General features: G+C 66.9%; 11 protein-coding genes. 5 read left to right on the forward strand and 6 right to left on the reverse strand.

Going from position 1 to position 13,760, the window contains the following annotated elements; genetic code table 11:
- The 3 genes from repA to repC all read left to right on the forward strand — a co-directional run bounded on the left by repA (position 1) and on the right by repC (position 3,507).
- Positions 1–1,176, forward strand: coding sequence for a plasmid partitioning protein RepA (gene repA / locus P73_RS22130; protein ID WP_043872104.1), 1,176 nt, complete (start codon positions 1–3; stop codon positions 1,174–1,176).
- Positions 1,176–2,141: a plasmid partitioning protein RepB gene (gene repB, locus P73_RS22135; RefSeq protein ID WP_043872105.1), complete on the forward strand. Its 966-nt coding sequence runs from the start codon at positions 1,176–1,178 to the stop codon at positions 2,139–2,141. Before repA ends, repB begins: the two co-directional genes overlap by 1 nt.
- A gap of 175 nt (positions 2,142–2,316) precedes the next feature.
- Positions 2,317–3,507 (forward strand): plasmid replication protein RepC, encoded by a 1,191-nt coding sequence (gene repC, locus P73_RS22140; protein WP_052453624.1) that lies wholly within the window; start codon positions 2,317–2,319, stop codon positions 3,505–3,507.
- Positions 3,508–4,062: 555 nt separating this feature from the next.
- On the opposite strand, the gene hpaR is transcribed toward repC, so the two are convergent.
- The 6 genes from hpaR to P73_RS22170 all read right to left on the reverse strand — a co-directional run bounded on the left by hpaR (position 4,063) and on the right by P73_RS22170 (position 10,977).
- The gene (hpaR, locus tag P73_RS22145; protein WP_052453625.1) at positions 4,063–4,536 is read right to left on the reverse strand and encodes a homoprotocatechuate degradation operon regulator HpaR; all 474 of its coding nucleotides are present in this window, start codon (positions 4,534–4,536) and stop codon (positions 4,063–4,065) included.
- A 167-nt stretch (positions 4,537–4,703) separates the two neighbouring features.
- Entirely contained in the window at positions 4,704–7,265 is a 2,562-nt protein-coding gene (locus P73_RS22150; RefSeq protein WP_043872106.1) for a GcvT family protein, read from the reverse strand.
- A 166-nt stretch (positions 7,266–7,431) separates the two neighbouring features.
- On the reverse strand, positions 7,432–8,319 hold the full coding sequence (folD, locus tag P73_RS22155) for a bifunctional methylenetetrahydrofolate dehydrogenase/methenyltetrahydrofolate cyclohydrolase FolD (RefSeq protein ID WP_043872107.1): 888 nt from the start codon (positions 8,317–8,319) through the stop codon (positions 7,432–7,434).
- A gap of 62 nt (positions 8,320–8,381) precedes the next feature.
- Complete coding sequence (gene purU, locus P73_RS22160; protein ID WP_043872108.1) at positions 8,382–9,239, reverse strand: formyltetrahydrofolate deformylase; 858 nt, start codon at positions 9,237–9,239, stop codon at positions 8,382–8,384.
- 38 nt (positions 9,240–9,277) lie between these two features.
- Positions 9,278–10,210: an electron transfer flavoprotein subunit alpha/FixB family protein gene (locus tag P73_RS22165; RefSeq protein WP_043872109.1), complete on the reverse strand. Its 933-nt coding sequence runs from the start codon at positions 10,208–10,210 to the stop codon at positions 9,278–9,280.
- A gap of 17 nt (positions 10,211–10,227) precedes the next feature.
- Positions 10,228–10,977: an electron transfer flavoprotein subunit beta/FixA family protein gene (locus P73_RS22170; RefSeq protein WP_043872200.1), complete on the reverse strand. Its 750-nt coding sequence runs from the start codon at positions 10,975–10,977 to the stop codon at positions 10,228–10,230.
- Between the two features lie 369 nt (positions 10,978–11,346).
- On the opposite strand from P73_RS22170, the gene P73_RS22175 reads away from it, so the two are divergent.
- Entirely contained in the window at positions 11,347–12,333 is a 987-nt protein-coding gene (locus P73_RS22175; protein ID WP_139267221.1) for a GlxA family transcriptional regulator, read from the forward strand.
- Positions 12,334–12,491: 158 nt separating this feature from the next.
- Positions 12,492–13,682: a formaldehyde dehydrogenase, glutathione-independent gene (gene fdhA / locus P73_RS22180; RefSeq protein ID WP_043872111.1), complete on the forward strand. Its 1,191-nt coding sequence runs from the start codon at positions 12,492–12,494 to the stop codon at positions 13,680–13,682.
- Positions 13,683–13,760: the final 78 nt, after the last annotated feature.

Below are 13,760 nucleotides of genomic sequence, written 5' to 3' on the forward strand. Positions count from 1 at the left end.
ATGCGCGACGCAATTCAGATCAACCAGCGGGTCCGCGAGAATGCGGAGAACCTCTCCGCCGCGCTCGAAAGCCATATGCTGAGCGTCTTCGCGCCCGACGCGCGCAAGGAGTTGCGGCGCTTCTCCGCCGGCGAGGCGGCCGAACTCCTCGGCATTTCCGCGAGCTTCCTGCGCAAGCTGCATTTCGACGGCAAGGTGCCCGAGGTGCATACCTCCCCCGGCGGCCGCCGGCATTACACCGCCTCCGACATCCGCGACATCCGGCGGGTGCTGGAGGCCTCGGCCAAGACGCCCGGCGCCTATCTCAAGGGCCGGCGCGCGGGTGACAAGGTGCAGGTCCTGTCCTTCCTCAACTTCAAGGGCGGCTCCGGCAAGACCACGAGCGCGGTCCATACCGCACAGCGCCTCGCGCTGAAAGGCTATCGCGTGCTCTGCGTCGACATCGACCCGCAAGCGTCCCTGACCACGCTCTTCGGCTATCGGCCGGAGGTGGATTTCCTCGAAAGCGGCACGATCTACGACGCGATCCGCTATGAGGATCCGGTGCCCTTCTCCGCCATCGTGCAGGAAACCTTCTTCACCGGGATCGACCTCGCCCCCGCCGGGCTGATGCTCCAGGAATTCGAACACGAAACCCCCCGCGCGCTGATGCACAACATCCAGCCGCCGTTCTTTTCGCGCATGGCCGCGGCGCTCCAGGAGGTCGAGTCGCATTACGACGTGATCATCTTCGATTGTCCGCCGCAACTGGGCTACCTGACCATGTCCGCGCTCTGCGCCTCGACCGGCGTGCTGATCACCATCGTGCCGAACATGCTCGACGTCGCCTCGATGTCGCAATTCCTGCAAATGAGCGCCGACCTGCTCGATGTCGTGTCAAATGCGGGCGCGGGGATGGATTTCGACTTCCTGCGCTTCCTGATCAACCGTTACGAACCCAACGACGGGCCGCAGCAACAGGTCGTCGCCTTCCTGCGCCAGCTGTTCAGCCAGGAAGTCATGGTCTCCGCCATGCTCAAATCCACCGCGATCTCCGACGCGGGGCTCACGCATCAGACCGTCTATGAAGTGGATCGCAGCCAGTTCAACCGCAACACCTATGACCGCGCGGTCGATTCACTAAATGCTGTCAATGATGAAATAGAATCCTTGCTCCAGACATCTTGGAGACGCTAATGGCACGCAAAGGCATACTTTCGACCCAGATCCCGCAGAAAGCGGATGCGAAACCGCAGGTGAAACCGCGCATGATGCCGCAGGGCGCCGTCGGTGCGCTGCAAAGCTCGCTGTCGCGGCTTCAGGAAAACGCGGTGCAGGACATCGACCCGACGCTGATCGACGAGGCCGGGCTCGAGGACCGGCTCGGCCTCGACTGGACGGCGCAACGGCAGCTCGAGGACTCGATTCGCACCTACGGGCAACAGGTGCCGGTGCTCCTGCGCCCCAATCCGGCCAGGCCGGGCCGCTATGAAATCGTCTACGGCCGCCGCCGGCTCATCGCGCTCAAGGCGATCGGCCAGCCGGTGAAGGCGATGATCCGGCAGCTCGACGATCAGGCGCTGGTGATGGCGCAGGGGCAGGAAAACACCGCGCGGCAGGACCTGAGCTTCATCGAGAAGGCGAATTTCGCGGCCCAGCTCCAGGAGGCCGGCTATGACCGGCAGACAATCGCCGCCGCGCTGTCCATGGACCTGCCGATGGTGAGCCGGATGCTCAAGGTGGGCACGGCGTTCAAGACCGAATTCCTGCGCAAGATCGGCTCCGCCCCCTCCATCGGGCGGGAACGCTGGATGCTGCTGGTGAAATGTTTCGAGGAGGATCCCTCCGCCCGGACACGGGCGCGGACCGCCACGGCACAGCTCGAATTTTCCTCCCTTTCCTCGGACGATCGGTTCGAGACCGTGCTGGCACGCGCCCAGGGCGGCCCGGCCCCCTCCCCTGCCCCGTCGGACAGCGTCAAGCGGCAGGTCATCGCGGAGGACGGGCAGACCCTTGCCGAGGTGAAGGCGACCCGCCGCGGCACCGCCGTGACGTTTCCGGCGCGGGAGGACGAGGGATTCGCAACCTGGATCGCGGAGAATGCCGACGATCTGGTTCAGGAGCTTCACGCCCGCTGGCAACAAGGCCGGGCGGAAGATTGAGGACAAGAGAGCAACAAGGAGGCACGTAGACGGACACAAAAGAAAAGCCCCCCAGGACAAACCCGGAAGGCCCTTCTAGAACTTAAGCACCTCTGGAATATCCCTTCCCCGCCTCTCCTGTCAACTCCGCTCGCGCGAGTGGGGCGTGGATTTTGTTGTCTTTCGTGAAAATTTCATGCGACATGCGACCGATTTCTCCATCGGGCGGCCGGTTTCGGCTTGCCTGCCGACAGGTTCCGCCGGACAGGCACCGGCGGACAGCCCGGACAAATGGGCCCTGCTCACCACCTTCACCGCGGCGGTTCCCGAATACGGGCTGTCGCATCGCGCGGTGACGGTGCTGCGCGCGCTGCTGAGCTTCTTTCCGAAACGCGAATTGCCAGCCGGCAAGGGCGCCGCCATCGTCTTCCCCTCGAACACCACGCTCTCCGAACGTCTCGGCGGGATGCCCGAGAGCACGCTGCGCCGCCATCTTCGCCAGCTCGTCGACACCGGCTTCATCGCGCGGCACGACAGTCCGAACGGCAAGCGCTTCGCCCGCGCGCTCGGCACGGAGATCCGCGCCGCCTTCGGCTTCGACCTCTCGCCGCTGGCCCGCCGCGCCGGGGAGTTGGCCCAGGTCGCCGCACGGCTGACACGACGGGCGGAGGAGATCGCGCTGCTGCGGGCGGCGATCCTCGCGCACCGCAACGACCTTCTGACGCTCTGCGAGGTTCAGGGCAGGGATCCCGCCGCCTTCGCCGCGCTCCTCGACTTCACGCGGCTGATGTTGCGGCGCAAGGTCGGGCCGGAGGAGCTTCGCGCCCTCGACACCCGGCTGTCCGCCACGATCGCCACGCTGGCGGCCCCGCAGGACCCTGTGGAAACGGCCGGGGAAATACCGTCGGAAACACCGGAAACGAGCGTCAGCAACAGCGAAAATGAGCGGCACATACAGACAGAAAAAAAATCTGTTTCTGACTCTGAAGGCCGGGGCAGGGACCGGACCCGTTCCGAGAACGACACCGGACCGCACCGGGCACCCCCGCTCCAGCTCCAGGACATCCCGACCACCTTCCCGACGTTCAGCGAATTCTTTCCCGAGAAGATTGTCAGCTGGCAAATGCTGCGCGACCGCACCGAGCTTCTCATTCCGATGCTGGGGATCGACAGGCCCGTCCATGTCGAAGCACGGCGGGGAATGGGCGAGGACACGGCAAGTCTCGTGGTCCTCTGCATCCTCGAGAGGTTCGCGGAAATCGACGCACCCGGCGCCTACCTCCGCCGCCTGTCGCGCCTCGCCGCGCGGGGGCTGTTCGACGTCGTCCCGATGCTCGCCGCCCAAAGGGCCCGCGTCGCGCAGGCCGCGGGGAAAATTGTCAGCTGACAATTTTTCGTCCGGGGGAGGCGCGCGGCGGGAGGTGCTGCATCAATTGTCAGCTGACAATTTTGCGGAGCGGTTGCAAAGGCCGGCCCGCGACAGCCGCGCCGGGCGCCATCGCAGGCCCCTGCGCCACCGGCCGAGATCGCGATTGTCAGCTGACAATTTTCAGGATGGATGAGATCTATTTCCACCGCCACCCCCTCCCGGACGGCCCACGGCCGGCCGAAATTGTCAGCTGACAATTTCTGGCTCCGACGAAAAATGCCCACGATCGCGACGGGACGACGCCGATTGTCAGCTGACAATTTTTGCGCGCGGGTGGGCCGGCCTCCGGCGCTGAGAGCGGGACCGGAGCTTCGTCAACCGCCAGAGCGGCGCTGACCACCGTGGCGATTGTCAGCTGACAATTTCACGACCTGCTACGGACAAAAGCCCCGGCCTTCTCCCCGGATCCTCGATAGCCCTGCGCCCGGTTGCGACGATTGTCAGCTGACAATTTTTCCGAACGGCCCACCCGCGCGGTGCCAGAAAGACATGGAGGGCAGCGGGGCAGGGCGCTCACTCCGCGGCGCCGAGCGCGGCGAGCAGGTCCTCGATTTCGTCCAGAAGCGTTCCGATCCGCTCGCGTCCGACCGCCTCTTCGATCTCCGCGAGGATCCGCGCGTTCTGCGGTGCGAGCCTGTCGAGAAAGCTTTGGCCCTCCGCGGTAAGGCTGACAATCCGTCGCCGCCGGTCCTCCGCCTCCCGCCGCGTGTGGAGGAACCCGCGCGCCTCGAGCCGGCGCATGATGCGGGTGAGGGAGGGGGCGAGCAGCCCCGCGCGGGTCGCGAGAGGGCCGGCCTCCGTCTCCCCGAATTCCGCGAGCACCCGCAGGACGCGCCATTGCGGCTCGGTCACGTCATGGGCGGCGAGCATCGGGCGAAAGCGATCCATCACGCCCTCCCGTGCCCGCAGGAGCGCGACCGGAAGCGTCCCGGAGATCCGGGGGGCGGACTCCGGCGGGGCTGTCCCGTGTTTCGGCGGTTCCTGCATCGCGACTCCCGGCCGGCTGACAATGATGGTAATTAACATGTTAACTAAATACGCGCACAGAGTCATCCGTCCTCGCGCGCCCGGCCGGTGCAGGGGAGTGGGGCAGGGGGGCAGCCACGAAAAAGGGCGCGGGATTTCCCCCGCGCCCTCACGCGTTCTCCCCGCGATCAGCTCCGCGGTTTCAGGTTCTGCGGATCGTAGAGCGGCGCATAGCCGACGCCCGCCACCTCGACGGGATAGACCTCGTCGAAATAGGAGATCTCGAGCTTGCGCCCCACCTCGCAATAGTCCCAGGGCAGGTAGGCGAGCGCGATGTTCCTGCCGATGCTCGGCCCGAAGGCAATCGAGGTCGTGTAGGAGCGGCGGCCGAGCGCGTCGACCAGCGTCTCCCCCGTCGCCGGGTCGAGCACCGGCTGGGACCCGACCGGATAGCGCGCGACGCCGGTGCTGTCGATATTGTCGGTCATCACCAGCGTGCAGAGCATGGCCGGCTGATGCGCGCGGGCGCGGTATTCGAGATGTTTCTCCTTGCCGCGGAACTCCGCCTCCTTGACCTTCGGCCGGGCGAGATCCGCCTCGTAGAGGTTGTATTGCGTGATCAGGTCGGCGTTCTGGAGCCGCAGCGACTTCTCCAGCCGCCGCGAATTCGCATAGGTCTCGACCCCCACCGCAATGATGCCGGTTGCCCGCAGCGCATCCCAGACGGCCAGCCCGTCCTCATAGCGCATGTGCAGCTCCCAGCCCTGTTCGCCGACATAGGAAATGCGGAAGGCGGAGACCTTCCTGCCCGCGATCTCGATGGTGCGGATCGCCGCAAAGGGGAAATTCTCCACCTCGAGCCTCTCCGGCTCGGCCACGACCTTTTTCAGCGTCTCGCGCGCGTTCGGGCCCCAGATGCCGATGGTGGTGTAATCCTCCGTCACGTCGGTGATGGTGACGTCGAGCCCGCGGTCCTGCGCCATGCGCCGCATGTAGACGAGGTCGCGCGGCCCCGCATCGGCGCCGTTCACGAGCCGGCAGCGGTCCTCCATGCGGAACACCGTGAAATCGGCGCGGACATTGCCCTCGTCGTCGAGCATGTGGGTATAGATCCCCTTGCCGATAGTCGCCTCCCCGCCGATCTTCGCGGCGCAGAGATATTCCATCAGCGCGACATGGTCCGGCCCGGCGATGTCGGTCATGTGGAAATGCGACAGGTTGATCAGGCCGCAATCCGCGCTCATCTCGAGCTGTTCGGCATTCGACACGCGCCAGAAATGGCGGTTGTCCCATTCGTTCTCCCGCACCGGCACCTGGTCGGCGTATTTTTCCAGCAGGTGCTCGTTGGCGGCATAGCCATGCGCCCGTTCCCAGCCGCCCAGCTCCATGAAATAGCCGCCGAGCTCCACCTCGCGCTCATGGAACGGCGAGCGGCGGATGCCGCGGCCGTTGGCGAAGGGTTCGCGCGTGTGCACCGGCGGGTTGTAGATCTTCGCCGCCGTCTCCTCGCAGCGGCCCCGGATGAACTCGGGGTCGAGCTGGAAATCGTTGAAGCGCGCGTAGTCGATCGCGTGGTGGTCGATATGGGTGCGGCCGTGGGTCATCCAGTCGGCAATGAGCTTGCCCATGCCGGGGCCGTCCTTGACCCAGATCGCGACCGCGTACCACAGGCCCCGCAGCTTGCGGCTTTCGCCCATCGACGGGCCGCCGTCGGTGGTGGTTTGCAGCAACCCGTTGAAGGAATGGCTTTCGTTGAAGCCGAGATCGCCGAGGATCGGGGTCAGTTCCATGGCGCGTTCGAGCGGTTCGATGACGTCCTCGAGCTCGAGATCGCGCTGCGAGGGCGACAGGCGCGCCTGGTCCTTTTCGAGGATCTCGCGCGGATGCACGAGGCGCGGGTTCTTCTCGTAGTAATAGCCCCATTCGATCTGGCCGCCCTCGGTCGATTTCGGATCGCCGGTGTCGCGCAGATAGGCGGAGTTGCCCTGGTCGCGCAGCAGCGGATAGCCGATCTCCTTGCCGGTGCCGGCGAAGGCGTCATAGGGCCCGAAGAAGGTCAGCGGGTGGTCGACCGGCATCACCGGAAGGTCTTCGCCCGCCATCTCCGCGATCAGCCGGCCCCAGAGACCGGCACAGACGACGACGTGATCGGCCATGATCGTGCCGCGGGTGGTCTTCACCCCGGTGATGCGCCCGTCCTCGGAGATCAGCTCGAGCGCGGAGGTGTTGGCGAAGGCGGTGAGCTTGCCGGCCGCCACGCCCGCGTCCACGAGCTTGCCCGCCACGGTCTGCGACCGCGGGATGACGAGCCCGGCGTCCGGATCCCACATCGCGCCCTGGATCTGGTCCTCCTCGAGCAGGGGGAATTTCTCCTTCGCCTCGGCGGCGGAGATCATCCGCACATTGGTGCCGAAGGCCCGGCCGGAATCGACCCGGCGCTTCAGTTCGGCCATGCGTTCGTCATCGCCCACGCGCGCGACCTCGAGCCCGCCGATCCGGGCGTAATGGCCCATCTTCTCGTAGAAATCCATCGAATACATCGTGGACCAGGTCGAGAGCAGGTCATGGCTCGTCGCATAGCAGAAGTCCGAGGCATGGGCCGTGGAGCCGATGTCGGTCGGGATGCCGGACTTGTCGATGCCGACGATCCCGTCCCAGCCGTTTTCGATGAGGTGATGCGCGACGGAGGCACCGACGATGCCGCCGAGGCCGACGATGACGACGTTCGCCCTGTTGGGAAATGCGGACATTTCTCTCATTCCTTCTTTTCGAGATGTCTGTCTGTTGGTCTGCGTGGCGGCGCCACGCGCGGGAGGCCGGGTCCATCGCCCGGCCCCGGAACCGACGAGAGCCGCGCAGGGGGAATGTCCCCTGCGCGGCCGGTCCATGTGTCGCGGATCTGATCCCCGCGCATTGTCATCCGTCCAGGTCCGGCACCGGCAGCCCCCTGCGCCGGCAGGCGGCGACAAGCGTGTTGTGCATCAGGCTCATGATCGTCATCGGTCCGACGCCGCCCGGCACCGGGGTGATCGCGCGGGCGCGCTCGGCGGCGGCGGCGAAATCGACGTCGCCCACGAGCAGCGTCCGGCCGTCGCGCAGCACGCGGCTCGTGCCGACGTCGATCACGGTCGCGCCCGGCTTGATCCATTCGCCGCGGATCATCTCCGCCTGGCCGACGGCGGCGACGACGATATCGGCCCGCGCGACCTTTTCGGGCAGGTCGCGGCTGCGCGAATGCGCCATGGTCACGGTGCAGTTCTCCGCCAGCAGGAGCTGCGCCATCGGCTTGCCCACGAGGATCGACCGCCCGATGACGATGGCATCGAGCCCGGCGAGGGAGCCGAGCGTTTCCCGCAGCAGCATGAGACAGCCGAGCGGCGTGCAGGACACGAGGCCCGGCAGGCCGGCGACGAGGTGGCCCGCGCTCAGCGGGTGCAGCCCGTCCACGTCCTTGCCGGGGTCGATCGCCTCGATCACCGCGCGGCTGTCGAGGGGGGAGGGCAGGGGGAGCTGCACGAGGATCCCGTCCACCGCCGCGTCGGCATTGAGCCCGGCGACGAGGGCGAGGAGTTCCTCCTGCGTCGTGTCGGCGGGCAGGCGGTGCTCGAAACTCTCCATCCCGAGCTTGCGCGCCATGCGGCCCTTGCTGCGGACGTAGATCTCGCTCGCGGGGTCGGTGCCGACGAGCACCACGGCGAGGCCCGGCGCGCGGCCGGTCCGGGCGGCGAAATCCGACGCTCCGGCCGCGATGCGGTCCCCGAGACCGGCGGCGAAGGCCTTTCCGTCGATGAGATGTGCGGTCATGCGCGAGAATCCTTTGCGGTTGCGGCGGAGGGGCAGGGGGCCGCCCCTCTCGCGGGCCGGGATCAGGGGATGAAGACCACGGTGCGGTTGTCGTTGAGCATCACCCGGCCCTCGAGGTGGAATTTCACCGCGCGGGCGAGGACGCGGGATTCGATGTCGCGGCCGGTGGCGACGAAATCCTCGGCGGACATGGAATGGCTCACGCGCTCGGTCTCCTGTTCGATGATCGGCCCTTCGTCGAGATCCGGCGTCACGTAATGCGCCGTCGCGCCGATCAGCTTCACCCCGCGTTCATGCGCCTGGTGATAGGGCTTCGCCCCCTTGAAGGACGGCAGGAAGGAATGGTGGATGTTGATGATCATGCCATAGAAGCGGTTCGACAGCTCGTTCGTCAGCACCTGCATGTAGCGGGCGAGGATGATGAGCTCGGCCCCGGTCTCCTGCACGAGCGCGGCGAGCCTGTCTTCCTGCTCGGCCTTGTTGTCCTTGTTCACCGGCCAGTAATGGAAGGGGATGCCCTCCTGTTCGGCCACCTTGCGCGCGTCCTCGTGGTTCGACACGATCGCGGCGACCTCGGCATCGAGCCAGCCGACCTTGATCTGGTAGAGCAGGTGCAGCATCGCATGGTCGAATTTCGACACCATGATGACGATCCTCGGGCGGCGCGTCTGGTCCTCGACCTTGAGCTTCAGGTCAAAGCGGTCCACCGCCGGTTTCAGCGCCAGTTCGACGGCGTCCTTGCTGGTCTGCTCGGGAAAGAGGCAGGCCATGCGCAGGAAGAACTTGTTGGTCTGGCGGTCCCAGAACTGGTTCGATTCCGCGATATTCGCCCCCCGCGCGGACATGGCGGAGGTGACGGCGGCGACGATGCCGCGCTGGTCGTCGCAGGCGATGCGCAGGATGTAGGAAGAAGAGCTCATTGTCTGCCGGTCCGTGTGAAGACGTTGGAGGGGGATCGTCATAGCTGGCGCTCCAGTTCGGGGACGACCTCGAAGAGGTCGCCGACGAGGCCGTAATCGGCCACCTGAAAGATCGGGGCATCTTCGTCGGTATTGATCGCGACGATGATCCTGCTGTCCTTCATGCCCGCGAGGTGCTGGATCGCACCGGAGATGCCGCAGGCGATGTAGAGATCGGGGGCGACCACCTTGCCGGTCTGGCCGACCTGGAGGTCGTTCGGGGCATAGCCCGCGTCCACCGCCGCGCGCGAGGCGCCGATGGCGCCGCCGAGCCTGTCGGCAAGCGGGGTGATGACCTCCCGGAATTTTTCCTCCGACCCGAGGGCGCGGCCGCCGGAGACGATGATCTTCGCGGAGGTGAGCTCGGGCCGGTCGCTTTGCGACAGGATGTTCTCGACGAAGCGGGACAGGTCCGCGCCCTCCGCCGGCACGTCCACGGCGGCGACCGGGGCGGACCCGCCCTCTGCCGCGGCGGCGAAGCCTGCGGTGCGCAGGGTCAGCACCCGGATCCGGTCGGTGGATTGCACCACCTCGACCGCATTGCCCGCGTAGATCGGGCGCTTGAACGTGTCGGGCGCGACGATCTCGGTCACCTCCGACACCTGCATCACGTCGAGCAGGGCGGCGACACGCGGGAGCACGTTCTTGCCGGTGGTGGTCGCCGGGGCGAGGATCGTGTCGTAGTCGCCCGCGAGCGACACGATGAGCGCGGCGGAGGGCTCGGCAAGGCGGTGTTCGAGCGCGTCGCTCTCCGCCACGAGCACCTTGCGCACGCCGGCGAGCTTCGCGGCGGCCGCGGCCGCGGCGGCGGCGTCCTTGCCCGCGATCAGGATGTCGATCTCGCCACCGATCTGCGCGGCCGCGGTGAGCGTCCTGGCGGTCTGGTCCGACAGGGTCGCGTTGTCATGGTCTGCAAAAAGGAGAATGGCCATGGAGGGGGTCCTTTCGGTCAGATGACGCCGGCTTCGGCTCTGAGCTTTTCGATCAGCTCGGCGGGGGTGGCGAGCCTGATCCCCGCCTGGCGCTGCACCGGCTCCTCGACGCGCAGCACGGTCAGGCGGCGCTCGACGGTGACGCCGAATTCCTCGGGCGTCTTCGTCTCGAGCGGCTTCTTCTTGGCCTTCATGATGTTCGGCAGGGAGGCATAGCGCGGCTCGTTGAGGCGCAGGTCGGCGGTGACGACGGCGGGGAGCGTGACCTCGATGGCCTGAAGGCCGCCGTCCACCTCCCGCGTGACCTTCGCCGTGCCGTCGCCGAGCGCGATCTCGGAGGCGAAGGTCGCCTGCGGCCAGCCGAGCAGGGCGGAGAGCATCTGGCCCGTCTGGTTGGCATCGTCGTCGATTGCCTGCTTGCCGAGGATCACGAGGCCGGGCGCCTCGGCGGAGACCACGGCCCGGAGCAGCTTTGCCACGGCGAGCGGTTCGACCGGACCCTCCGCGGCGATCAGGATCGCACGATCGGCGCCCATGGCGAGCGCGGTGCGCAGCACGTCCTGCGCCTGTGCCGGGCCGATGGAGACGGCGACGACCTCGTCGGCCTTGCCCGCTTCCTTCAGGCGCACGGCCTCCTCGACGGCGATCTCGTCGAAGGGGTTCATCGACATTTTCACGTTGGAGAGATCGACACCCGTGCGGTCCGCCCGGACGCGGATCTTCACGTTGTAATCGACCACCCGCTTCACGGGCACGAGTACCTTCATCTTCATCCTCTCTCTGTCGGAGCCCGACGCCGATCCCGCGGTGCCGGACAGGTCCGCGCCATTGGCGGGACCGTTTTTTGTTTCGGGTCGCGGGGGACATCGCCGGGGCGAGGCCTTTGCGGTCCCACCGGTCGTATGCCGGTGTTGGTCGTCCGATCCCGCCGGGCCGCTTTCCGCGACCGTCGCATTGCGGTATCGTGACAGGGAGCGTGGCGACTTTTTGCGTCGCGAAATAGAACATTTGCGTCGAAGCGGGATTATCGCTACGACACATGCTGCTCATCGCCCTCGTGTTGGAGATGCACAATGGTCACGATTCCCGAGTCTCGCGACACGCTCGCCCCGGTGCGGCCCGGCAGCCTGCGCGCGATGAAGCCGCGCGCGGAGGGACCGCGCCTGTCGGTCGGATTCATCCTTGCCAAGCGCTTCACGCTCTGCGCCTTCGCGAATTTCGTCGATGTGCTGCGGCTCGCGGCCGACGAGGGCGACCGCAGCCGCCCGATCCTGTGCAGCTGGACGGTGCTGTCGGACACGATGGACCCGGTCGCCTCGAGCAGCGGCATCACCGTGCAGCCGAAGGAGCGCCTCGGCGATCCGCGCCGGTTCGATTACATCGTCGTGGTCGGCGGGCTGATGGACGAAACGCCCAGCCTCGGCCCGGCCTATCACCAGTTCCTGCACCGTGCCGCGGCGGCGGGGATCCCGCTGGTCGGGGTGTGCACGGGGGCGTTCTTCCTGCACCAGGCGGGGTTGCTCGATGGCTACCGCTGCTGCGTGAGCTGGTTCCATCACTCTGATTTCCTTGAGGAATTTGAAGGGCTCGATCCGGTGGCCGACCAGATCTTCGTCGTCGACCGCGACCGGCTCACCTGTTCGGGCGGGGCAAGTTCGGCCCATCTTGCCGCCTATCTGGTGGACAAGCATGTCGGGCGCGCCCAGGCCAGCAAGAGCCTGCATATCATGATCATCGACGACGCGCTCCAGGCGGAGAAGCCGCAGCCGGGCCTGCCGCTCGATCTCAAGACGCGGGATCCGATCGTGCAGCGCGCGCTCCTGCTGATGCAGCAGAATATCGACACGCCGATCTCGGTGCAGGACATCGCGCAGAAGATGGGCAACAGCAAACGCCAGATCGAACGCCATTTCCGCCTCGCGCTCGACACCTCGCCGCAGGCGGCCTTTCTCGACATGCGGCTCGATTTCGCGCGCCACCTCGTCGAGAACAGCCAGAAATCGGTGGCCCAGATCGCGGTGGACTGCGGATTCTGCGATTCGTCGCACCTGAGCCGGATGTTCCGGCGCCGCTACGGCTGTACGCCGCAGTCGTTCCGCCGTCCCGTGGCGGTGCAGGACTGAGGGCGGCGCCGGCGTCTCTCCGCCGAGCGGGGGCGCGGGGCCGGCGCGACGCAGATCTCCTGTCCGTTTGCCTCATCCCTTCTCGCGGCGGGAGGTGCGCCGGCCGATGCTCCTCCGGAGCGGGGTGCGATCCCGCCAGCCAAAAGGGAGGAGAAAACATGAGTTCCAACAGAGGTGTCGTCTATGTCGGACCCGGCAAGGTCGAGGTGCGGGACATTCCCGATCCGGTGATGTCCGCGCCCGATGACGGGCGCAAGCTCGACCATGCGGTGATCCTGAAGGTCGTTTCGACCAATATCTGCGGCTCCGACCAGCATATGGTGCGCGGGCGGACCACGGCGCCCGCGGGCCTCGTGCTCGGCCACGAGATCACCGGCGAGGTGATCGAGAAGGGCAGCGATGTGGAGATGCTCGAGATCGGGGATATCGTTTCGGTCCCGTTCAACGTCGCCTGCGGGCGCTGCCGCTGTTGCCGGGAACAGGACACGGGCGTCTGCCTCACCGTGAACCCGGCCCGCGCGGGCGGGGCCTATGGCTATGTCGACATGGGCGGCTGGGTCGGCGGGCAGGCGCGCTATGTGATGGTGCCCTATGCCGATTTCAACCTGCTGAAATTCCCGGATCGCGATCAGGCGCTCGAGAGGATCCGCGATCTGACGATGCTGTCGGACATCCTGCCGACCGGCTTTCACGGCGCGGTCTCCGCAGGCGTGGGGGTCGGCTCGGTGGTCTATGTCGCGGGGGCGGGGCCGGTTGGGCTTGCCGCCGCGGCCTCCGCGCAGATCCTCGGCGCGGCCGTGGTGATGGTCGGGGATTTCAACAGGGAACGGCTCGACCACGCGGAGAAGATGGGCTTTGCCCCCGTCGACCTGAACGCGGGCGACCGGCTCGGCGAGATGATCGCGGAGATCACCGGCAGCCCGGAGGTGGACGCGGCCATCGACGCCGTCGGCTTCGAGGCGCGCGGCCATGCGGGCGGGGAACAGCCCGCCATCGTGCTCAACCAGATGATGGAGATCACCCGTCCGGCGGGCGATATCGGCATTCCAGGCCTTTACGTGACCGAGGATCCCGGCGCGGTGGACGATGCCGCGAAGGTCGGCAGCCTGTCGCTGCGCTTCGGACTCGGCTGGGCGAAGGCGCAGAGCTTCCACACCGGACAGACGCCGGTGCTGCGGTACAACCGCCAGCTCATGCAGGCGATCCTGCACGGGCGCCTGCCGATCGCCGACATCGTGAATGCGCAGGTGATCTCGCTCGAGGATGCGGCGCAGGGCTATGAGGCCTTCGACCACGGGGCGGCGAAGAAATTCGTGCTCGATCCGCACGGGATGCTGAAGGCGGGGTGAGATCCGGCCGGGCGGCCGCGTGCTGCGGTCGTCCCATTGCGCCCGTCATGTCGCGGCGGGGCGCAGGTCGGTCCTGGC

It is taken from the genome of Celeribacter indicus (genome assembly GCF_000819565.1).
GTDB classification, from domain to species: Bacteria; Pseudomonadota; Alphaproteobacteria; order Rhodobacterales; family Rhodobacteraceae; genus Celeribacter; species Celeribacter indicus.

Excerpts from the sequence above, each read along its gene's own strand:
- repC (WP_052453624.1), top strand. The coding sequence starts at position 2,317 with ATGCGACATGCGACCGATTTCTCCATCGGGCGGCCGGTTTCGGCTTGC.
- repB (WP_043872105.1), top strand. The coding sequence starts at position 1,176 with ATGGCACGCAAAGGCATACTTTCGACCCAGATCCCGCAGAAAGCGGAT.
- folD (WP_043872107.1), bottom strand. The coding sequence starts at position 8,319 with ATGACCGCACATCTCATCGACGGAAAGGCCTTCGCCGCCGGTCTCGGG.
- fdhA (WP_043872111.1), top strand. The coding sequence starts at position 12,492 with ATGAGTTCCAACAGAGGTGTCGTCTATGTCGGACCCGGCAAGGTCGAG.
- hpaR (WP_052453625.1), bottom strand. The coding sequence starts at position 4,536 with ATGCAGGAACCGCCGAAACACGGGACAGCCCCGCCGGAGTCCGCCCCC.
- purU (WP_043872108.1), bottom strand. The coding sequence starts at position 9,239 with ATGAGCTCTTCTTCCTACATCCTGCGCATCGCCTGCGACGACCAGCGC.
- repA (WP_043872104.1), top strand. The coding sequence starts at position 1 with ATGCGCGACGCAATTCAGATCAACCAGCGGGTCCGCGAGAATGCGGAG.
- P73_RS22150 (WP_043872106.1), bottom strand. The coding sequence starts at position 7,265 with ATGTCCGCATTTCCCAACAGGGCGAACGTCGTCATCGTCGGCCTCGGC.
- P73_RS22170 (WP_043872200.1), bottom strand. The coding sequence starts at position 10,977 with ATGAAGGTACTCGTGCCCGTGAAGCGGGTGGTCGATTACAACGTGAAG.
- P73_RS22175 (WP_139267221.1), top strand. The coding sequence starts at position 11,347 with ATGAAGCCGCGCGCGGAGGGACCGCGCCTGTCGGTCGGATTCATCCTT.
- P73_RS22165 (WP_043872109.1), bottom strand. The coding sequence starts at position 10,210 with ATGGCCATTCTCCTTTTTGCAGACCATGACAACGCGACCCTGTCGGAC.